Source organism: Salinicoccus siamensis (assembly GCF_055391965.1).
On record NZ_AP043765.1, the window covers coordinates 257,888 to 278,738 of the forward strand.

Genomic DNA, 20,851 nt, shown 5'->3' on the forward strand with positions numbered 1-20,851 from the left:
GCATGGAACTGCATGAATTCTTCTCATATTATATGGAAGAAAATGAATTGGCTCGCGCCAACCTCATCAATGACGGAGTGTTCGTGACACTCGCTTCATTGGTTGACTTTAAAGTGGCGGAAATCAAATTGATGGACGGGGACGCCTCCATTACTGATATGGTGACGATGACCGAAATAGCCCTTATCCGACAGCTGATCGATATTGAGCCGCCAGAAGGGTTGCACCGGGTGATCTATAGGGTCGATGATTACCCTATACTCATCGATTTTCAATATATACTGGAGGCTGGCGAGGGGCACGGCGTCATTCATCATGACATTGTAGAGGCGCTCTATAAAGCATTAAAAGAAAATCACACTATACCCGCCCATCCGATGTATATCGACAAAGATGAACCCCTCGACCAGGATGATGTCGCAATGCTTGACCGCATCTACCGTGGACCAATCTACTGGTTATATGACAATATCACCTGGCGTCAGTTGCGCCGGATGCTGAAGCGTCTGAATGCAGAGCCTGATGACCATCAAAAAGAGGACTACCTGCGCCATTTGACATCTATCATAACCAACCCAAAATATCTTGAGGGCATCCTGCTCCAGCTGAATACGGCGGATTTTGAGCAGATCAAAGACAATGTCCAAAAGGGATTCAATGTATATGAGGCGAGCTCAAGGTGGTCGGATGCCCGGAACCTCGGTCTCCTCGTCAAAATCCATGCTGATCATTATGTCATGCATGAAGCTGTCAGATCAGCATTGGAGGAAGTATCATTTGAAGCAGTCGAAGCTCATCGGAGAAAATCTGGCTCGCCGGTTGGGCGCCCGCCTGGTGGCGATTTCAATGCCTATGTCCTCCATGCGCAGATTGAAGATATAGACTTTGAAATTTCCCGGGAAATCATCATGCCGGCAGGCAGCAACTGTTTCGAGCTGCATCTGGTCATCCAGAAGGCGATGGGATGGCGGCAGAAGCACGATGCTTTGTTCGAAGCGGGGACATTGACGTTAGATGCAACAGGAGAGCCGTTGGGAAGTGATGGGCGATTGCCGGCCAGCTATATTCAGCTCGATGCGATGTTTGCACATCATGAGACCATCCGTTACATCTATGGAAAAGATTATCGGGTGACGCTCGACATTGAAGCCAAGACCCATATCCATCGGCCGATACCGAAGGTCCAAAAGCATCATGGGCCCGCCCCGATAGAGAATATAGGTGGTGCAGCACACCTTGCAGACACTCTTGAAGTGCTGGCTTCGGCAGATCATCCTGATTATATAAGGACTTATGAAAAGGTGCGGGCGACCAACTACAGGGAACGGTATCCTGTAACGGCCATCAACAATCAGCTTGAAAAAATGTTCAGGAAGTCATATCCGATTACGGAGTACAACATAGATGAGATAGAGTGACGAGAGGAGTAGCTCATATGGGAAAACCAAAAGTCCGGAAGTTGTTTACAGGTAAAGTAAAGACCATGGGAGATCCAGACGCAGAAAATAAGTTCGATCGGGAATGGCAAAGTGCCATATTCAAGACAGAGCGGCATGAAAAAGTATATCTTACAGAAACTGGGTTTGACACGGATTCAGTGGCAGACAAGAGGAACCATGGGGGGCCAGAGAAGGCGGTCTTTGCCTACCCAGTCGTCCACTACGCTACGTGGCGCCACGAGCTGGGGGTCGATATCGAAGCAGGTGGCTTTGGTGAGAATTTCGCAATTACGGGAATGGATGAATCTTCCGTCTCGATAGGCGATACATACAAGGTGGGAGGTGCAGTCATCCAGGTTTCGCAACCGCGCCGTCCCTGCTGGAAACCGGCACGACGCTACAGGATTATCGACCTTGCTCTGCAGATTCAAAATACGGGGCGTACAGGGTGGTATTTCAGGGTGCTGCAGGAAGGGTATGTACAGCCCGGCGACACTTTGGAACTGATTGAGCAACCATCTCCCGAATGGACAATCAATGCATGCAACGAAGTCATGTATGACCAAGTGGATAATGTCGGTCTTGCCGAAAGTTTAAGTGCATGTGAACATCTTGCCCCAAATTGGAGGAAGACACTCCAGAAACGCCTTTTAGGTAAAGAGGGGAGCAGTACGAAGCGGGTATTCGGTCCGAACAAGTGATGAGCAGACGGGGGATTAATGGTGTTTGATTTCAGAAATTTTCAAGCATTCTTTTAAGTTGACTATAAATAATGCATAAATCTTTAAAAAAGTTTTCTAATGCGGTAGAATTCATATGGAAACGGTTTTAGTGCTTTAGGATTGGGGTGCCCATCACAAGTACTGAACCAATTAAATTAAGGGGGAAGTCATTCATGGTAGTACCATACAGTGCAGAACCAGCTACGGATTTTACGAAAGAAGAAAATAAAAAAGCATTTAAAGATGCTTTGGAGCAGGTGAAGAAGGATTTCGGCGTCAAACGCCCATTGATCATTGGTGGAGAGCATATCGAAACTGATGATCAGATCACTTCCTACAACCCTTCGAATAAGGAAGAAGTCATCGGTCATGTATCCAAAGCCACGACTGAACACATTGATTCAGCAATGGAAGCAGCAGAAAAAGCTTTCGAAACATGGAGCGAGTGGGATCCGAAAGATCGTGCGGAGCTGTTCATCAGAGTGGCTGCGATCATCCGTCGCCGCAAACATGAATTTTCTGCGTTGATGGTTTATGAAGCAGGGAAGCCATGGAATGAAGCTGATGGAGATACGAACGAAGGCATCGACTTCATAGAGTATTATGCCCGCTCGATGATGGAGTTGGCAGACGGTAAACCGACACTTGACCGTGAAGGCGAACACAACCATTATTTCTATCAGCCTATGGGTCCTGGTGTGACAATCTCACCTTGGAACTTCCCGTTCGCGATCATGACAGGGACAACTGCAGCACCAGTCATTGCAGGAAATACAGTACTGCTTAAACCTGCAGAAGACACACCATTGATTGCGTATAAATTGATGGAAGTGCTTGAGGAAGCGGGACTTCCAAAAGGTGTCGTAAACTTCGTTACAGGTGATCCGGCTGAAATTGGGGATTATATGGTCGATCACCATAAGACGCACTTCATCACATTTACAGGATCCAAAGCGACGGGTCTGCGCATCAACAAGCGCGCAGCCGAAGTACAGGAAGGACAGGATTTCCTGAAGAGAGTCATAACTGAAATGGGCGGTAAAGATACAATCATCGTCGATAAGGATGCAGACTTGGACTTGGCGGCGGATTCCATCGTCAATTCAGCATTCGGATTCTCCGGTCAAAAATGTTCTGCCGGTTCCCGCGCAGTCATCCACAAAGATGTATATGATGAAGTATTGGCTAAATCCATTGAACTGACAAAAGAATTGACTGTCGGCAACCCTGTAGATGAAACTTATATGGGGCCGGTGATCAACAAGAAGCAGTTCGACAAGATCAGCGAATATATCGAAACAGGCAAAAAAGAAGGTAAATTGGAAATCGGTGGAGAAACTGATGATTCCACTGGATACTTCATCAAGCCGACAATCTTCTCAGGTCTGGATCCAAAAGCCGTCATCATGCAAGAAGAGATTTTTGGACCAGTTGTAGCATTCGCTAAAGCAGAAGATTTCGATGAAATGCTTGAAATCGCCAACAATACTGAATACGGCCTTACAGGTGCAGTCATCACGAATACCCGTGAGAACTGGATTCTGGCATGCCGTAAATTCAATGTCGGAAACCTCTACCTCAACCGTGGCTGTACTGCAGCTGTCGTAGGATACCACCCATTCGGTGGATTCAAGATGTCCGGTACAGATCAGAAGACAGGTAGCCCTGACTATATGCTCAACTTCCTGGAGCAGAAAGTTGTATCAGAAATGTTCTAAACCAATATAAATGGTAAAACGGTGGATGACTTTCCAGTCATCAACCGTTTTTTTATCCGCTATTTTATTGCTGGCTTTCCTGCGTATGGGATTCTGCCTTGAGATGGCCATCTTCAAGCGTAAGTACGCGGTCTGCGTACTCGAAGATGCATGAATCATGCGTAATCAGTATGCCAATCATACCGCGGTCTTTAACGATATCCCGGAGCATTTCGACGACTTCTATGGCGCGTGCACCATCAAGGCTTGCCGTAGGTTCGTCGGCCAGGAGCATCTTGGGCTTGTTCATCAATGCCCGCATGATGGCAGCGCGTTGCCTCTCACCACCTGACAGCATGCCTGGGTAGCTGTTGAAACGATGGCTGAGGCCGATTTCTTCGAGCAATGCCTTACTGCGCTTACGGGCCTCTTTTTTATTAAGTCCATTTTGCTCTGCTACGAAGCTAAGCTGTGAGACGATATCCATATAGGGTATGAGATGGGAGGATTGGAATATGAATCCGATGTCCGAAAGACGCATCTGCGTCAGTTCCTTTTCGCTAAGATCCAAGTAATCGACATCGTCTAACTTGACCTCTCCATCGGTGTGGGACAATAGGCCACCGAGTATCGACAATAAGGTCGACTTGCCGGAACCTGATGCGCCGCTCAAGATGATCAGTTCACCGCTTGAGGCACTGAAGTCGATTCCTTTGAGCACGTCGGTTTTCGCATCTCCCGTGCCAAATGTTTTCTTCAATCCATGTACTTCCAATGTCATATCATTCACTTGAGATCGCCTCCAACGGATCTATTCTTATTACTCTGACCAGTGATAAACCAGCACCGATGAACGCTACCACCAGAAACAGTGCCGAGACCAGTGCCATCAGATTGGTGTTCAGATAAAATGGCATATCGATTGGAATGATCATACCGATTACAGAAATGCTGATCAGCGACAACACGACGCCAGTCAACGTAATCAGTATGACTTGAATCAGGATGGATACGGCCAATGTACGGGAAGATGTTCCGATTGCCTTCAATATGCCGAACTGGGAAGTCTTCTGGATGGTGATGACATAGAAGAAGGCCGCAAGTACGATTGCCGAGATGACGAACAGAAAGACAATCATCAAGTTGAGCGGCTGCTGTTCGGCCTGATAGCTTGGAACGGCATTTTTCAGTTCAGAAGCGGAAACCATTGCCACACCAGACGCGTCTTCAATCGTTTGACGTTCCGCTTCACTGCTGTCACCGATTATCAGTGCAGCAGTCCGGGAATCCAACTCGTTGATTGCTTCAGGTGTCATAAAAGCCATCGAGTTATGGGCAAACATGATGTCTTCGGCAAATCCGCTGACTTCGTATGTCTGTTCATCGGTTAATGTAACGTCATCTCCAACGCTGAACCCCTCTGCCTTCAATTTTTCATTCAGAAGAAGTTCGGATTGCGATTTCGGAAAACTTCCTTCCTTTACAGCTGGTTGTTTCGACTGGTCGGTTGCTGCAATGAGCAGACTGATTTCCGAGTCGCCTGACTCTATCTTCTGCATCGATAACTTCAGAGGAGTAGCGGATGTCGTCACCTCTACGGCATCAACTTGGTCTTCAGACAGTCTTGAGCGCATGAGGTCATTTTCCACGTCCTCTTCTATGACAAAGTATTCACTGTCCAAGGCTTCGATTCCTGAAATGTTTTCGCGTGCCAAGCCTTGTGCCAATGCGGAAACGAACAGTACCAAAAAAGCGAGTAGGAACAGTATGGCAGTCACCATGATGTACTTGAACTTATAGAATTTCAGTTCTTTTAAGGCTAATTTCATCTTAATTCAATGCTCCCTTTCGGTTTGTATTGACCATAGTCTATCAGGGCGATATAAACCGGATGTAACGGCAATATAAACAGAAAATAAACTTTTTAAGGAAGATGGAAATAAAAAATGAGCACCCTTTTAAGGGTGCTCATTTCTGTCATCAAGCTACATCATGCTGCTGAACCAGAGACCAAGCGCAGTTCCGATGTAATTGCCAAGGATATAGCCGAGTGTGCCGACGATGAGGATCGGCCCGACGAGCCGTGTCCAGCCGCGTGAAATGGCCATGGCAGCCGCTGTTGTAGGACCACCGATGTTGGCATTACTTGAGAGGATGATTTCCTCAAGATCGAATTTGAATAGTCTGCCGAACGAGAACGAGACTATCATATTGATGAAGACGATGATGGCGGCGAACAACAGGATGAGTGGCGCGTTTTCGATGATCAGCGGGATGGACGCCGGCACTCCGATAACGACGAAGAAGATATAGATCAGGAAAGTGCCGATTTCCTGGGCTCCATTGATGCGTTCAAAGTATTTCGGGATGAATGAGACGAGTAGCAGCGTCAATGTTGTCAACATCAGATAATCGTCTCCAATCATCGCCCTTAGGGCACTCAAGAAAATGTTCGCATCTTCGGGTATGAGGAAGCGGAACATTTCTGCGAGCTTGAACGAAACGGCGACGATGACGAATGAAGAACCGACAGCGAGAGCGATGTCATTCAGTGCGATTTCCTTACGCTTCCAATAGGAGGCGGATGTCGTCTTATCCCCTTCATCTTGTGCCTCTATCGCATCGATGTGGGGAGTATTATATTTTTGGCGGAAAAACCCGATTGCTGGAATCAGTATCAGTATGAAGAAGTAGACCGCCATCAGCAGATTATCTGCAACAACCGCTGAAGAGACCGTTTCGCCGGGCACATCGAACCGCGTCGCCAAGGCAGCGAAGTTCACACTGCCTCCCGTATAGGAACCTGAAATCATAGCAGCGATATGGGGGAGGCCTGGTATCAGATCCTTCAGCAGGATGAACGCAACGATGGAGCCGGCAACGGTGCCAATCGAGCTGAGCAGGAAGATCATCAGCAGACGGCCGCTTTCCTGCCAAATTTTACGTAAATTGGACTGGAAGAGCAGAAGCGGGATGGATAAAGGAACGACGTACGTCCACACCGAATCGTAGACAGGCGACTCGACGGGGATCAGTCCTGTGTTCGCCATCAGCATCGCTCCGACAAGCGCAATGATCGCACCTGACAGCTTCGAAGCCCATTCATAGTGCTGTTCCAGCCATATGCTGACAGCCGCCCAACCCACGAGAAACGCCCACAGCAGCCAAGTTTCGTCGGGTGATATCAAAGCATTAATAATACCAAACTCCTTTTTAGTGCCAGTCGTCCTGGAGACTGCATCAGCAACGCATTTTGGATGTATATAGCTGAAATTATATAATAAATGAAAGGTGATTTCTAATATGTAGGATATGGAAAAAGAAAAATCCTCCACCCGCTGAAGGTGGAGGAATCAATGGAGCCAAGGGGATTCGAACCCCTGACCTCTACACTGCCAGTGTAGCGCTCTCCCAACTGAGCTATGGCCCCGTTTGTGCTACAACAATATTCTATATGATAACGCCGTAATATACAAGCCCATTTGTTGTTGAAAAATCCATTTTCGATTTCTGGGAAAACAAGTGTCGGCTAAGGTCTACAGAATTCCAACTATTGAAAAAATATAGACATGTCTGACAATTGATTGTAGTATAGTTATGTAAAACTGTATACGGAGCTAAAGTGTGTTCTATAGTTCTCCTAGGGAGCAAATGCAATCGTCAGCACTGTCTATACAGGTCCTGCTAATAGAGAGGGATAAGATGCACAAAAGCCACGTATAAAATAAAACAGTTGTGGGGTGCATAGTATTATGGAAAAGAAGAAAGGGTTTTTCTCAAAACTGCTGGATATAATAGAAAGGGTCGGCAATAAGCTGCCTGATCCATTCATGCTGTTCATCGGACTGGCGGTCCTGATGATTTTCATTTCCTATGCCTTCAGTCTGGCAGGAGCCTCAGTCGTTCACCCTGGTACAGGGGAGGACACCCCAATCCGGAATCTGCTGTCCGGCGAAGGGCTCCAGTTTATTTTGACGTCAATGCTTGAAAACTTCACCGGATTTGCACCACTCGGCCTGGTTTTGGCAATGATGCTCGGTATCGGCCTTGCCGAGAAGGTTGGACTGCTCGATTATGCAATCCGCAAGACGATCTTGAAATCCCCACCATTCCTTCTTACATATACGGTGGTGTTTACAGGTATTTTGGGTAACTTAGCCTCTGATGCCGCAGTCGTCCTGATCCCGCCTCTTGGGGCCCTTGTATTCTATAAGGTCGGCAGACACCCGTTCGTAGGCCTTGCAGCCGGCTTTGCTGGAGCCGGAGCCGGATTTACCGCCAATCTGTTCATTGCCGGTACAGATGCCCTCCTTGCAGGGATTTCGACGGAAGCGGCGGCCATCATCAATGAAGATATTGTCGTTACAGCAGTGGATAACTGGTACTTCAACATAGTTTCCGTCTTCCTGTTGACCTTCGTAGGCGGATTGCTGACTTCAAAATTCGTTGAGCCGCGCCTCGGCAAATATGAAGGGGAGGCTCTGGAAGATGAAGATGCAGAAGAGCTTCCGAACGCAAAGAAAGGGTTTTTGGCTGCATTGATAGCCGGGCTTCTATATTTTGCGGTCATCCTCACTGTCGTCATGCTTCCAGACAGTCCATTAAGGGGCGAGGGTGGAAGCATAATCCCATCACCTCTGATTGACGGCATTGTTCCATTAATCTTAATATTCTTCATTGTCATTGGTACAGCTTTTGGTCTAATCACAAAAAAGATAAAATCCGGCAAGGACATCACTCATTACATGACGGAATCCATAAAGGATATGGCAGGCTACATCGTGCTGGTCTTTGCAATCGCCCAGTTCATCGCCTATTTCAACTGGTCGAACCTCGGCACGTGGGTGGCCGTCAATGGTGCTGAATTTTTGCGTGATATCGAGTTCACCGGTTTCGGATTGGTCGTCGGATATGTCATCTTCACCGGCCTGATGAACTTTCTCATCACTTCTGGTTCTGCCAAATGGGCCATTGAGGCACCGATTTTTGTCCCGATGTTCATGCAGCTCGGCTATGATCCGGCATTTACACAAGTCGCCTACCGCATCGCCGACTCGTCCGTCAACATCATCACACCGCTTTTCCCCTATATGGTCATAATCCTCGCCTTCATGCAGCGGTATGATAAAAATGCCAGCATTGGGACATACATCTCGTTAATGCTGCCCTATTCCATCACGTTCCTTGTGGTATGGGTCATTCTGCTTGCTGTGTTTTATTTCACAGGCATACCATATGGACCGGGGGTCAGCACATACCTGGAAAATAGGCCGTAATGAATATAGAGGGAGGAAAATGAAATGGAACAGCTCGAAGCACAACTGGTGAGGTGGCGTCGTGATTTCCACCGATACCCGGAACTTGGTTTTCTTGAGATGCGTACTGCCACTATTGTGGCGGAAACACTTGAAAGTCTGGGATTTGTAATTCAGATCGGGAATGAAGTCATGGATCCTGATTATTGCATGGGCAAACCCGGCTTTGAAGAAACCGCACGCCATCTGGAATGGGCCAGGGAGAATGGCGCAGTGCTCAAGTATCTTGATGCAGTTTCTGAAGGCTATACCGGTATCGTCGCAACATTAGACACTGGGAGGTCAGGGCCGACTGTGGCTTATCGGGTGGATATGGACGCACTGCCGATTACTGAGGCAACAACAAAAGACCATGTGCCCATGGCAAAAGATTTCAGATCGACTACACCTAACATGCATGCGTGCGGCCATGATGCCCACACAGCCATTGGCCTGGGGTTGGCCACAAAGATCATGCAGCAGAGAGACCAGTTCTCGGGTATCATCAAAATAATCTTCCAACCGGCTGAAGAAGGTACGCGAGGGGCGCGCTCCATGGTCGAAGCCGGTGTAGCCGATGGTGTCGATTACTTCATCGCCTCGCATATAGGGATGGATGTACCAGATGGGCATTTCATCGCTGCAAACGACGGCTTCCTGGCCACATCCAAGATGGATGTCACTTTTACGGGAATCGCCTCCCATGCCGGGAGCCGGCCTGAAGAGGGACGGAATGCCTTGTTGGCTGCGGCTAACGCCGCAACAAACCTCTATACGGTGCCACGGCATTCTGATGGTGCTACCCGGATCAATGTCGGCGAGCTGCATGCGGGCAGCGGCCGCAACATCATTGCCGATCATGCCGCCATGAAGATTGAGACGCGCGGCGAGACATCTGAAATAAACGATCATGTCAAAAGGCAGGCCCAGTCCATCATTGAAGGTGCGGCTAAGATGCATGGGGCAGAATACGATATCGAGCTCGTTGGAGAAGGGGAGAGCGCGGAATGTTCGCCTGAAATAGCCCAGGTCCTAAAAGAAGCTGCGGAGGCAGAGGGGCTTCACAGTGTAATGAAGAGCGACGCGAGTTCTGGATCTGAAGATGCGACCTTCTTCATCAATGCTGTCCAACAAAACGGCGGACAGGCCACCTACTGCATTTTCGGAACTGAGCTTGCGGCGGGCCACCATAATGAAGCGTTTGACATCAATGAAGGAAGCATGCTCCCTGCTGTAGAAGTTCTATATGAATCGGCTGTGGAACTCTCAGGACGATAAAGTGATCAAATAGCAATATATCTTTAGGGCTGAAGCATAAAAGTACCCTGTCGGGACGTTCCGGCAGGGTACTTTTTTACATGCCCACAAATAGCCATGCGAAGAGATAGATGATTGGGAAGGAGATTATTGTCCGCAACACAAAAATCATGAGGAGCTCCCAGACTGATACTGGTATTTTGGATTTGAGCAAGAGTGCACCCACTTCGGAAAAGTAGATGATCTGCGTCAGTGACATCACGGCAATCAGGAACTTGGTGAATGTACTTTCGATGCCGGAACCGATGACCGAAGGCAGGAACATGTCGGTAACGCCGATAATGAATGCAGGAGCGGCTGCGGCTGCTTCAGGCACATTAATCAGTGATAGGAAAAGCTGGACCGGGTAGCTCAACAGTTCAAATACAGGCGTATATTCAGCAACGATCAGAGCCATTGTTCCTATGGCGATGACGACCGGAATCAATCCTCCATATATATCGATGACATTGATGGTGCCGTCCCGCACGATGCTTTTGGCGCCATCACTTTCGTCCGCCCTTCTGTACGCCCGGGTGGTAGCTGTCTTGACCATGGTGTCTTCAAATCCGCGATCGTCAATCTGTTTGCCCGTCAACTCATAATAAGTATCTTCCCGGCGTGACAAAGGTGGTATCCTGACCATTATAAAGGCCGTAATGATGCAGGCGACCGCCATTGTGAAGTAGAATTGGAGGAAATACTCCTCGATGCCGATGAATGTCGCAATGACGAGGCTGAATGGTATGGACAGTACCGAGAAGTTCGTCGCGATGTTCAACGCTTCGCGTTTTGTATAGAAGCCATTCTCATACTGCTGTGTGGTGATCATGACACCAACCGGACTGCTGCCCATCCAGGATGCCAGCGCATCGATCGAGGAACGGCCCGGCACTTTATACAATGGACGTATTACAGGTTCCAAAAATGTGCCGACAAACTCCATCAGCCCGAAGTTCATCAATAAAGGCATGAGGAAGGCGGCCAAAAGAAGCCAAGTGGCGAGTATCGGCACCAGATTGAACATCATCGTACCACCTGTCAGTTCACTGGTGATTGCTCCGGGGCCAAATCCGGTCACCGTCATGATGGCAAAAAGTGTACCGATGACGCGCAACATGAACCATAGCCAGCTGAGGACGAAGATATCCTTCAGTTTGGGTGAGTTTCTGAAACTGTTGCGGTTGATCAAGGTGGCGTAGAACGTTATCAACAAGAAGAGGGTCATGATGACCGTCAGGATGCCCGCAATTTTCCCTTCGAGCCCGGTCAATATGTAATCTGCAAAAATACCAAGTATGATGGTCCACTGGTCGTTGACATAGACGGGTACAATGAATAATAGTAGGGCAAGAGTGGATACCGTCCACGTTTTTACTTTAGTCTGAGTTGAAAAATTCATGAGATATCCCCTTATGTATAAATTGATAGCGCCTCCAATGATAATTTAAATTGTCGAAAATGTCCATATATTCTGTTATAATATATAGGTGAATATTTTTGAAAGAGGGATAGCATGCCACAGGCGAATAAGCATATGAAGCATATAGAAGTGCCCGGTACGAGGCAGTTTGCAAACAGGGTGGATGAATTTCCAGATGCAGTCGATCTGACACTCGGCCAATCGGATTTCAGTACACCGGAATCCGTCAAGGAAGCGGCCATCGAAGCAATCAAAAATAAGGAAATGAGGTATTCCCATAATACGGGGCTGCTTGAACTGCGGGAAGTGATAAGCAGCTATTACAAGGAGAAGTATGGCGGAGAATATGATCCGCATGGTGAAGTGCTGGTCACTGTCGGCGGCAGTGAGGGCATTGATGCCATATTGCGTGCCATACTGGACCCGGGGGATGAGGTGCTGGTCCCTGCCCCGACCTACCTTGGCTATGAACCGATCATCGAATTGAGCGGTGGGGTGACGAAGTTCATCGATACGACGAAAGATGGCTATATTGCCACGCCGGAAGCGATAGAGGCGAATATCACCAAACGGACGAAAGCTGTCATCCTGAACTATCCAACCAACCCGACGGGTGTTACCTATACAAAAGAACAGGTCGACCGCTTGGCGGAGATGTTCAAGCAACATGATATATTCGTCATCACCGACGAAATCTATGCTGAAAATACATTGGAAGGCGAGCATGCCAGCATGGCAGCCTATCCGGACATCAAGGACAGGGTGTTGGTCGTCAACGGACTCAGCAAATCCCACGCGATGACAGGATGGAGGATCGGGTATGTCGTCGGCCATCGTGACATCATGGAAGAGGTCATCACCGTGCATCTCTACAATACGATCTGTGCGGCGATACCGAGCCAATACGCCGCGATAGAAGCCCTGCGCAATCAGCGGCATGTACCGGCGGAAATGAATGAAGCCTATATTAGGAGACGGGATTATATCTACGGGAGGCTCGTTGATATGGGGCTTGAGGTATCGAAGCCGACCGGTGCGTTCTACATCTTCCCGTCCGTCAGCAAATATGATGAGGATTCCTTCAGGTTTGCAACAGATCTGCTCGAAACGGTACAGCTGGCAGTGGTCCCAGGTCGTTCATTCTCCGAATTCGGGGAAGGCCATATCCGTTTGTCATTCGCCTGCAGCATGGAGGAATTGACCGAAGCGGCAGATAGACTGGAAAAATACATTAAAATGCGTGAAGCACGATAAAGAGCAGCCCGCCTACCGGACGATCATCCGGTAGACGGGCTGTTTTATTGGCGCGGCTCTTTGAGCAGGAACGTCAGACTTAAACCGAATATTGCCAAGGCTGCCATCACAGCCAGGGCATAGGAAGTGCCCAAATATGTCCCTTCATTATAAGGCGCGTCCACCACAGACACCGTGATGCTGATGATCGAAGTCAATATGATGATGCCAAACGCCATGGCAAATTGGCGCACCGTATTGACGATTGCCGAGCCGTGCGGAATATCTCTCCCGCCGAGTTCCGACATGCTCACTGTCACAAGTGGCATAAGTGTAAGGCCAAAGCCGGCCATGAACAGGCAGAAATGAGCCATGATCCAGTAGGGCGAATCCATCATGCTGACAGTGTTAAGCAGTATGAGGGAGATCGCCGTGAACGAAAACCCGATCATCGCGATACGCTTACCGCCGTAGCGGTCATAGAGGTTGCCCGAAATGAAAGTCATGACAGACAGGATGACCGTCCCCGGCACGAGCAGGAACCCGGACAGGAATGCACTGGTGCCGAGTGCATCTTGGGCAAACATGGGCAGGATCGTCTCGGTAGACAACAGCAACATCATATTGATGAATATCAGGATGATGGCGAGCGTGAATGTCCTGTTCCGGAACAACTCCAAGTTCATTACCGGCGTGGCGATCTTAAATTGTCGGCTGCTGAAGAATAGTATGCCCAAAATACCTATAAGCATGGGGATAAGCGACAATGGGCCCAGGAATCCGTAGACACTGATATTGCTTAAACCATATATGAAGGAAGAAAAACCGATGGCGGATAAGATCACCGAACGGATGTCAAGCTTTGACTTGTTCTGTTCGAGCACGTCCTTCATCAGAAGCAGTGCGAGTATGAAAGTGATGGCGATGAAGGGCAGAAGCACCCAGTGTAGGGAGCGCCAATCCAGATAGTCGATGATGATGCCTGAGATCGATGGGGCGGAAGCGGGAGCGATGTTGGTCACGGCTCCGAGCAATCCCATGGCGAACCCCCGTCTATTGTAAGGGAAGACGATGAGCAGGATCGTCTGGATCAATGGTAGGATGATGCCTGCGCTGATTGCCTGGATCACCCGGGACGCAATCAGAACACCAAAAGTCGGCGACCAGCCACCGACAGCCGTTCCCAAAAGCAAGCAGCTGAGCGAGAATATGACGAGCGTCTTCGACGAAAAGTTGGTCGACAGGTAACCTGACATCGGAATGAAGATGATGGTCGTGAGGATGAAGGCGTTAGTCAGCCACTGGACCTCGGTTGCGTTGATGTTGAACTCTTCCATTATCGTCGGGAAAGCCGTAATCAATAGAAATTGGTTGAAGGTAAGCAGAAATGCTGCTGAGATGACCACTGCAACGACGCCCTTACTCTGTATCTTATCTTCTGCCACGCAGGTCACCCCATTACCACTAAGTTTTGTATTCATTGTGGCACAGAGGGGGATAAGGGTCAAAACAGAGTGGCGATATCCACGCGCCATGGCGAACAGGAAAATGCAGTTTTACGATGTAAATTGTAAATAATGTGGAATGTTGTGTCTGTTGATGCTACAATTATAAAAGAAAGCGCTTTCTAAAATGATCAGGGGGTTTTAAAATGTCCAAGAAGATTTTTGAAATTGACCTATCGAAGAAAATGCATGAACAGAAGCATCCCGGCCACAATCGATGGCATCCGGATATCCCGGCAGCCTTCTCAGTTGATCCTGGTGAATCTTTCAAGATGGAGTGCCTGGATTGGACGGATGGCCAGATCAGCAACAATGACGACCCTTCGGATATTGAGAAGGTAAATTTGAAGCGTGTGCATGTATTGAGCGGCCCAGTGTACGTCAATGGAGTGGAACCTGGTGATCTGCTTGTTGTCGATATTTTGGATATTGGGACGTTCAACAGTCATGAATGGGGATTCAACGGCATATTCGCTAAAGAAAACGGGGGAAGTTTCCTGGCCGAGCATTATCCTGAGGCGGCAAAGTCCATATGGGATTTTGAAGGCATCTATGCGACATCGCGGCACGTGCCGAACGTCAAATTTGCAGGCATCATCCATCCCGGTCTGATCGGCGTAGCGCCCTCACAGGAGCTGCTGGATGAATGGAACAGACGCGAACAGAAGCTCGTTGATAAAGATCCTAAACGTGTGCCACCGCTTGCCAACCTTCCCGATGCCGATTCGACCGTCCTCGGTACATTGAAGGGGGAAGATTATGATCGTGTGGCCAAAGAAGGGGCGAGAACGGTGCCGCCGAGGGAAAATGGCGGGAACTGTGACATCAAAAATCTTTCCAAAGGGTCCAGGGTCTATTTTCCGGTATTTGTAGAAGGCGCCAAACTATCTGTAGGCGACCTGCATTTTTCCCAGGGTGATGGCGAAATCACCTTCTGTGGAGGCATCGAGATGCCCGGGTGGATTGAACTTAAGGTCGATGTCATCAAAGGCGGCATGAAAAAGCATAATATCGAAAAGAACCCTGCGTTCCAACCTGGTCCAGTGATGCCGCACTACAATGAATATCTTGTATTCCAAGGCATTTCAGTCAATGAATTCAACGGGACACAGGAATATCTGGATGCGAATACCGCCTATCGCAACGCATGCCTGAATGCGATCGAATATTTGAAGACATTGGGCTTTACCGGCGAACAGGCCTATATGCTGCTTGGCTCCGCTCCCGTCCAAGGCCATGTTGCAGGCATTGTGGACATTCCGAACGCCTGTTGTACATTGTCGCTTCCAAAAGAAATATTCGATCAGAGCATCATTCCGGAGCTCGACTGATGCCAAGATATACATTCGAATGCAGGACATGCGGCAGCTATGAAACATGGAAGCGGAGCACAGAAGATCTTGCGGGCGATCAGTGTCCTGAGTGTGGGTCCGAAAGTAAAAGGGTGTTCCAAGTATTCAGAACAAGTTACCTCGACGCTAAAGTGACAAGGCATATCGAGCAGGGTATGACGCCAAAAGTTGTAAAGAAGACAGAACTACCGCAACGCAATAAAAGACAGGGAGAGAGGAATCCGAGGCCTTGGATGATGTGAAGCAATATATATGAGATAGGAGAGTATAGTAGATAAAAAGGAGAAGACTCTTAAGCTTCTCCTTTTTATCTGAAAATATAAGAGCAACAGCACAGACTTAAAAGTACTACTAGGAAGTCGGATAGTATCGCTTACAATATTTTTAAGTAACAACACAAAATTTCTAATCTCCACCTTGATGTTTTGTTAACATCCCCTCTCTTTTAGGTATCAGTGATGAAATGGTGCAGTCCCATGTATCCACGCTGCTCGCGGCCACGGCAGAGATTAAACAAGGCTTTGATTGAATAATTGTCTGAAATGACTCCAGTCTTTATGGGGTCGTTTTTTTATTACGCACACAAATCATTCAAACATCCATTTGAATATATTCATTGACACCTTTCCTGCATGCAATTAAAATATAATCAAACGATCATTTGAATGAGGTGTGGACATGAATGATACTTTAAATAAAGCAGTACCCGATACATGTGAAACATTCTGTTATGATGAAGCGCTGGTCAATCGCATTCAGCCGCGTGTCGAAGAGGTGGCGGGTGTAGAACTGATCTTCAAATCGTTGGCGGATAAGACGCGTATGAAGATTGCCTATGCACTTACTTTGGAAAATGAACTCTGCGTCTGCGATGTGGCGAATATAATCGGGGCGACGACGGCCTCCACTTCCCATCACCTAAGGCTTTTAAAAAACATGAATATAGCGAAAAGCCGGAAGGAAGGGAAGCTGGTGTTCTATTCACTGGCTGATGATCACGTGCACCAGTTGATTTCAATCGCCCTGGTGCACTCAAATGAAGAAACAGTTAAAGAGGAGGCCGGCAGATGAAGCAGGCACTAAAAGAACGTGAATCAGAGAAATCAGCGTGCTGCAGTGGAGGGGCGACAGAAGTAAAAGATGAAAGTGTAGAGGGAGAAAGCTGCTGCTCATCTACTGCAGAAAAGGCTGAAGAAACTTCCAGCTGCTGTTCTTCCACTCCGGAAGCGAGTGGGAACATCTCGAGTTGCTGCGGTTCAGGGGATGACGAAAGTGCTGTGGCTTCAGGGAAAGAATCTGCTGCTCCTCTGAATTCTGTAGAATACCGTATACAGGGGATGGACTGTCCTTCCTGTGCGGCAACCATAGAGAAAAGCTTGAAGAAAAGACCGGACATTGAATCGGTCCAGATCAATTACAGCACCGGAAAGATGACAGTAGCGGCAAATGGAGCAAGCGCTCATGATGAGATTCCAAAACAAGTCCACAAATTAGGTTTTGAAGCCTCGCAATTGTATAGAGGGCGCGGCACTGAAACGTATAAAGTGGAAGGGATGGATTGCGGTTCCTGCGCGATGACCATCGAAAAGCATCTCGGCAAAAATCCGAACGTTGAAGATGTGAAAGTTAATTTTTCCACCGGCAAGATGCACGTCAACCACTCACTGCAGCCGCGGGAGATCATCAAAGAGGTGAAGCGGGCAGGGTTTGATGCCACATTGGAGGAAAAAGGGCAAAGCGAAACTTCTGACATAAAACGAAAAGGTATACCGACGACCACATTATCCGGTACATTCCTGATTCTTGGCTTCATATTATCGTTCACTGGTACGCCAGAAAACATAGTGACGCTGCTTTATGCAGCTGCCATCGTCATTGGTGGAATGAAGCCGGTCAAGAGTGCATACTACGCCATCAAGAGTGGCTCATTGGATATGAACGTCCTGATGGCTTCTGCCGCCATTGGTGCGGCGCTTATCGGCGAATGGTTTGAAGGTGCGATGGTCGTGTGGCTGTTTGTTTTAGGGAATGCCTTGCAGAACAGGTCCATCGAACGGACACGCGATTCCATCCGTGGACTCATCAATTTGGCACCATCGGAAGCGAATGTCAAAAGTGGGGACACCCTTATATCCAAACCTGTAGAAGAGATTGATATCGGCGATGTCATCGTCATCAGGGCGGGCGAAAAGATGCCGCTTGATGGTGAAGTGATGGCAGGTTCTTCGAGCGTCAATCAGGCTCCGATTACAGGGGAATCGCTCCCTGTCGATAAAGGGCGAGGAGATACCGTTTATGCAGGAACAGTCAATGAAAGCGGCTCGCTTGAAGTCACGGTGACGAAATTGGTGGAGGACACGACGATTGCCAAAATCATCCACCTCGTCGAAGAAGCACAGGAGCAGAAAGCCCCGACGCAAGCCTTCGTCGACCGTTTTGCGAACGTATATACACCAATTGTCTTCATTCTTGCATTGCTGGTGATGGTCGGACCGCCGCTGTTTGGATTCGGCACATGGGGCGAATGGCTCTATAAAGGCCTTGCACTGCTTGTTGTCGCCTGTCCATGTGCCCTAGTCATATCGACACCTGTAGCAATCGTTTCGGCAATCGGTAATGCGGCGAAGAACGGCGTGCTGATTAAAGGTGGCACATTCCTTGAAAAGGCAGGAGCCATCCAGGCGATTGCATTCGACAAGACAGGTACATTGACTGAAGGACAGCCTAAAGTGTCCCAAGTCGCTTCTTTCGAAAAAGATTCCGAAGCCCTCCTCAGCATCGCCCGCACGATAGAAGCACATTCCACCCATCCGATCGCCAAAGCGATCATCGACTATGCTGAAGAAAGAAATATCGGCACCAAGCCCGGTGAAGATTATAGGACCATAGCCGGTAAGGGTGCCCAAGCCACGATAGACGGTTTGGAGTATTTTGCAGGAAACCCTAAGTTATTCAGGGAGATGGGTGTACAGCTCGGCAACATGGAGGAACAGATTGACACATTGCAGGCGGCAGGCAATACTCTAGTCGTAGTGGGGACGCGTTCAGAAGCACTCGGCTTGATTTCAGTCACCGATACGATCCGTGATATCACAGTCCGGTCGATAGAAAAACTCAAGAGTATGGGCATGAGCGAAATGGTCATGCTGACCGGCGATAACGAGGGCACCGCAAAGAATATTGCAGGTGAGACAGGCATCGACCGCTATTTTGCAGAATTGATGCCTGAAGATAAAGTTTCAGCTGTGAAGCAACTTCAGGATGAGGGACGCTTCGTTGCGATGGTCGGAGACGGCATCAATGACGCTCCGGCACTCGCGACCGCAGATCTCGGCATTGCCATGGGCGGTGCTGGAACGGACACGGCAATGGAGACGGCGGATATTGTACTAATGGCGGATAACCTTGAACAACTGCCGCACACCATCAGCCTGAGCCAGAAAGCATTGCGAATCATCAAACAGAACGTCTGGTTCTCACTGCTGACGAAATTCGCAGCGCTGGCATTGATATTCCCAGGCGTATTGACGCTGTGGATGGCAGTGTTGAGTGATACGGGCGCAGCACTCATTGTCATATTAAACAGTATGCGTCTGCTCAGACAGAAATAGTTGGAAATATAAAAGGAGAAAGCCGGTGGCTTTCTCCTTTTTGTGTTCAATCATCTTCATTGATCCTGCTGATGCTGCTTTTGGCCAGCCCGACCATCACCATGTCATCCATTGGTGGGTTATGGATGCCGGCGCGCACGTTGCGGTAATGCAGCTGGAGGTCGCTGTCTTCTGACAGGCTCTTTGCTCCGACGACACGCATCGCAAGATCGACAGCATCAACTGCTTTGTTTACGACTGAGGTTTTGACTGCGCCGAGCGTACCACCCATCTCAGCACGCATCTCATCATCACTTTCGTCCCACTGTCTGGCGACGGAGTAGAGGAAATGCTCGGATTCCATCAGCATCAATTCAATGCGCCCAAGTTTTTCCTGGACATTCGGCAGTTCTGAAATGGTGCCTTCAATGCTGTTTGGTGAATAGGACTTGGCGAACTGTACAGCAGAACGCTGTGCGGCCCGTGCGATGCCCAAGTAGCAGGCGGGTATATGGAGGAGCCATCCAGCGGGTTGCTTCTTACCTGGTGTCCGGTAGGATACAAGGTCATCCTCTTCGACTGCCACATTTTCCAACAGGAGATCGTGGCTGCCGGTCGCGCGCATGGCGATGGAATTCCATGTTTCCTCCACTGTGACACCTTCGAGGGCGGTATCGACGGTAAAATTGCCAACCTCGTCACTGCCTTCGATTGTTGCACTGACGATGGCATATTTAAGTATCGGGGACAGTGTGGCGAATGTCTTGCGTCCGTTCAGGATCCATTTGCCATTCTTTTTCTGTGCTGTCGTTTCGGGTCTACCTCCGCGCGTCGGACTGCCGGTGGCCGGTTCCGTAGCGATATTGTTGACTAAGGCCCCATCATTTAAGACATCCTGGACGACACTTCTGTATTTTTCGGTATCCCACGCACGCTTCTCACCGATGTCCATGATGATGCCCATATGCCAACCGATGGCCAGTGCAGTGGCGCCGTCATACCGGGCAATGATTTCCTGGTGTCGCATCAGTTCCTCGATCGAAATGCCTCCGCCGCCATATTCTTTCGGGATGGATAATTTGTGATACCCGATTTCTTTCAACGCTTCAAAATTCTCGAAAGGAAAGCTGATATTTTCATCATGCATCCGTGACGTCTCTTTGAAGCGTTTAGCCGTCTCACGAGTCAGGTCTAAACGGCTACTTTGATCCGATGCTTGCAGTGTATCCATATAATGCGCCTCCTATAAAACATACCTTGAAAATAAGATTTAAATCATCATACCACCATTGTACTTCTC

16 protein-coding genes and 1 tRNA gene are annotated in these 20,851 nt (G+C 48.6%); 10 read left to right on the forward strand and 7 right to left on the reverse strand.

Annotated features, from left to right (window positions below):
• Nucleotides 1-2 precede the first annotated feature (2 nt).
• The 3 genes from ACZ5LF_RS01330 to pruA all read left to right on the forward strand — a co-directional run bounded on the left by ACZ5LF_RS01330 (nt 3) and on the right by pruA (nt 3,879).
• Nucleotides 3-1,418, forward strand: coding sequence for an IS1096 element passenger TnpR family protein (locus ACZ5LF_RS01330; RefSeq protein ID WP_380570806.1), 1,416 nt, complete (start codon nt 3-5; stop codon nt 1,416-1,418).
• Nucleotides 1,419-1,435: 17 nt separating this feature from the next.
• The gene (locus tag ACZ5LF_RS01335; RefSeq protein ID WP_380570807.1) at nt 1,436-2,140 is read left to right on the forward strand and encodes an MOSC domain-containing protein; all 705 of its coding nucleotides are present in this window, start codon (nt 1,436-1,438) and stop codon (nt 2,138-2,140) included.
• A 194-nt stretch (nt 2,141-2,334) separates the two neighbouring features.
• Nucleotides 2,335-3,879, forward strand: coding sequence for an L-glutamate gamma-semialdehyde dehydrogenase (gene pruA, locus ACZ5LF_RS01340; protein ID WP_380570808.1), 1,545 nt, complete (start codon nt 2,335-2,337; stop codon nt 3,877-3,879).
• Nucleotides 3,880-3,943: 64 nt separating this feature from the next.
• Here pruA and ACZ5LF_RS01345 read toward each other — a convergent pair whose 3' ends face one another.
• From ACZ5LF_RS01345 to ACZ5LF_RS01360, 4 genes are all read right to left on the reverse strand, one after another.
• On the reverse strand, nt 3,944-4,639 hold the full coding sequence (locus ACZ5LF_RS01345) for an ABC transporter ATP-binding protein (protein WP_380570842.1): 696 nt from the start codon (nt 4,637-4,639) through the stop codon (nt 3,944-3,946).
• Between the two features lies 1 nt (nt 4,640).
• Nucleotides 4,641-5,687 (reverse strand): ABC transporter permease, encoded by a 1,047-nt coding sequence (locus ACZ5LF_RS01350; protein ID WP_380570809.1) that lies wholly within the window; start codon nt 5,685-5,687, stop codon nt 4,641-4,643.
• 156 nt (nt 5,688-5,843) lie between these two features.
• Nucleotides 5,844-7,058, reverse strand: coding sequence for a DUF819 family protein (locus ACZ5LF_RS01355; protein ID WP_380570843.1), 1,215 nt, complete (start codon nt 7,056-7,058; stop codon nt 5,844-5,846).
• A gap of 157 nt (nt 7,059-7,215) precedes the next feature.
• Nucleotides 7,216-7,288: transfer RNA gene (locus ACZ5LF_RS01360), tRNA-Ala, on the reverse strand.
• A gap of 322 nt (nt 7,289-7,610) precedes the next feature.
• Here ACZ5LF_RS01360 and ACZ5LF_RS01365 point away from each other — a divergent pair.
• Nucleotides 7,611-9,134 carry an AbgT family transporter gene (locus ACZ5LF_RS01365; RefSeq protein ID WP_380570810.1) on the forward strand — a complete coding sequence of 508 codons (1,524 nt, stop codon included), beginning with the start codon at nt 7,611-7,613 and terminating at the stop codon, nt 9,132-9,134.
• Nucleotides 9,135-9,158: 24 nt separating this feature from the next.
• Nucleotides 9,159-10,430: an amidohydrolase gene (locus tag ACZ5LF_RS01370; protein ID WP_380570811.1), complete on the forward strand. Its 1,272-nt coding sequence runs from the start codon at nt 9,159-9,161 to the stop codon at nt 10,428-10,430.
• A 76-nt stretch (nt 10,431-10,506) separates the two neighbouring features.
• Here ACZ5LF_RS01370 and ACZ5LF_RS01375 read toward each other — a convergent pair whose 3' ends face one another.
• On the reverse strand, nt 10,507-11,850 hold the full coding sequence (locus ACZ5LF_RS01375) for a YjiH family protein (RefSeq protein WP_380570812.1): 1,344 nt from the start codon (nt 11,848-11,850) through the stop codon (nt 10,507-10,509).
• 114 nt (nt 11,851-11,964) lie between these two features.
• On the opposite strand from ACZ5LF_RS01375, the gene ACZ5LF_RS01380 reads away from it, so the two are divergent.
• The gene (locus ACZ5LF_RS01380) at nt 11,965-13,125 is read left to right on the forward strand and encodes an aminotransferase class I/II-fold pyridoxal phosphate-dependent enzyme (protein ID WP_380570813.1); all 1,161 of its coding nucleotides are present in this window, start codon (nt 11,965-11,967) and stop codon (nt 13,123-13,125) included.
• Between the two features lie 44 nt (nt 13,126-13,169).
• Here the strand turns inward: ACZ5LF_RS01380 and ACZ5LF_RS01385 are convergent, their stop codons facing one another.
• Nucleotides 13,170-14,549, reverse strand: coding sequence for an MFS transporter (locus ACZ5LF_RS01385; RefSeq protein ID WP_380570814.1), 1,380 nt, complete (start codon nt 14,547-14,549; stop codon nt 13,170-13,172).
• 206 nt (nt 14,550-14,755) lie between these two features.
• On the opposite strand from ACZ5LF_RS01385, the gene fmdA reads away from it, so the two are divergent.
• The 4 genes from fmdA (at nt 14,756) to ACZ5LF_RS01405 (ending at nt 19,572) form a co-directional block, all read left to right on the forward strand.
• Nucleotides 14,756-15,940: a formamidase gene (gene fmdA, locus ACZ5LF_RS01390; RefSeq protein WP_380570815.1), complete on the forward strand. Its 1,185-nt coding sequence runs from the start codon at nt 14,756-14,758 to the stop codon at nt 15,938-15,940.
• Nucleotides 15,940-16,203, forward strand: coding sequence for an FmdB family zinc ribbon protein (locus tag ACZ5LF_RS01395; protein ID WP_344704336.1), 264 nt, complete (start codon nt 15,940-15,942; stop codon nt 16,201-16,203). Before fmdA ends, ACZ5LF_RS01395 begins: the two co-directional genes overlap by 1 nt.
• 436 nt (nt 16,204-16,639) lie before the next feature.
• On the forward strand, nt 16,640-17,032 hold the full coding sequence (locus tag ACZ5LF_RS01400) for an ArsR/SmtB family transcription factor (protein ID WP_380570816.1): 393 nt from the start codon (nt 16,640-16,642) through the stop codon (nt 17,030-17,032).
• The gene (locus ACZ5LF_RS01405; RefSeq protein ID WP_380570817.1) at nt 17,029-19,572 is read left to right on the forward strand and encodes a heavy metal translocating P-type ATPase; all 2,544 of its coding nucleotides are present in this window, start codon (nt 17,029-17,031) and stop codon (nt 19,570-19,572) included. Before ACZ5LF_RS01400 ends, ACZ5LF_RS01405 begins: the two co-directional genes overlap by 4 nt.
• A gap of 46 nt (nt 19,573-19,618) precedes the next feature.
• On the opposite strand, the gene ACZ5LF_RS01410 is transcribed toward ACZ5LF_RS01405, so the two are convergent.
• Nucleotides 19,619-20,782: an acyl-CoA dehydrogenase family protein gene (locus ACZ5LF_RS01410; protein WP_380570818.1), complete on the reverse strand. Its 1,164-nt coding sequence runs from the start codon at nt 20,780-20,782 to the stop codon at nt 19,619-19,621.
• Nucleotides 20,783-20,851 lie beyond the last annotated feature (69 nt).

What these genes read in the sequence shown, in the direction of transcription:
- ACZ5LF_RS01410 (WP_380570818.1), bottom strand. Translation starts at nt 20,782, where the DNA reads ATGGATACACTGCAAGCATCGGATCAAAGTAGCCGTTTAGACCTGACT.
- fmdA (WP_380570815.1), top strand. Translation starts at nt 14,756, where the DNA reads ATGTCCAAGAAGATTTTTGAAATTGACCTATCGAAGAAAATGCATGAA.
- ACZ5LF_RS01365 (WP_380570810.1), top strand. Translation starts at nt 7,611, where the DNA reads ATGGAAAAGAAGAAAGGGTTTTTCTCAAAACTGCTGGATATAATAGAA.
- ACZ5LF_RS01395 (WP_344704336.1), top strand. Translation starts at nt 15,940, where the DNA reads ATGCCAAGATATACATTCGAATGCAGGACATGCGGCAGCTATGAAACA.
- ACZ5LF_RS01380 (WP_380570813.1), top strand. Translation starts at nt 11,965, where the DNA reads ATGCCACAGGCGAATAAGCATATGAAGCATATAGAAGTGCCCGGTACG.
- ACZ5LF_RS01375 (WP_380570812.1), bottom strand. Translation starts at nt 11,850, where the DNA reads ATGAATTTTTCAACTCAGACTAAAGTAAAAACGTGGACGGTATCCACT.
- ACZ5LF_RS01350 (WP_380570809.1), bottom strand. Translation starts at nt 5,687, where the DNA reads ATGAAATTAGCCTTAAAAGAACTGAAATTCTATAAGTTCAAGTACATC.
- ACZ5LF_RS01370 (WP_380570811.1), top strand. Translation starts at nt 9,159, where the DNA reads ATGGAACAGCTCGAAGCACAACTGGTGAGGTGGCGTCGTGATTTCCAC.
- ACZ5LF_RS01335 (WP_380570807.1), top strand. Translation starts at nt 1,436, where the DNA reads ATGGGAAAACCAAAAGTCCGGAAGTTGTTTACAGGTAAAGTAAAGACC.
- ACZ5LF_RS01330 (WP_380570806.1), top strand. Translation starts at nt 3, where the DNA reads ATGGAACTGCATGAATTCTTCTCATATTATATGGAAGAAAATGAATTG.
- ACZ5LF_RS01405 (WP_380570817.1), top strand. Translation starts at nt 17,029, where the DNA reads ATGAAGCAGGCACTAAAAGAACGTGAATCAGAGAAATCAGCGTGCTGC.
- ACZ5LF_RS01345 (WP_380570842.1), bottom strand. Translation starts at nt 4,639, where the DNA reads ATGACATTGGAAGTACATGGATTGAAGAAAACATTTGGCACGGGAGAT.
- ACZ5LF_RS01400 (WP_380570816.1), top strand. Translation starts at nt 16,640, where the DNA reads ATGAATGATACTTTAAATAAAGCAGTACCCGATACATGTGAAACATTC.
- pruA (WP_380570808.1), top strand. Translation starts at nt 2,335, where the DNA reads ATGGTAGTACCATACAGTGCAGAACCAGCTACGGATTTTACGAAAGAA.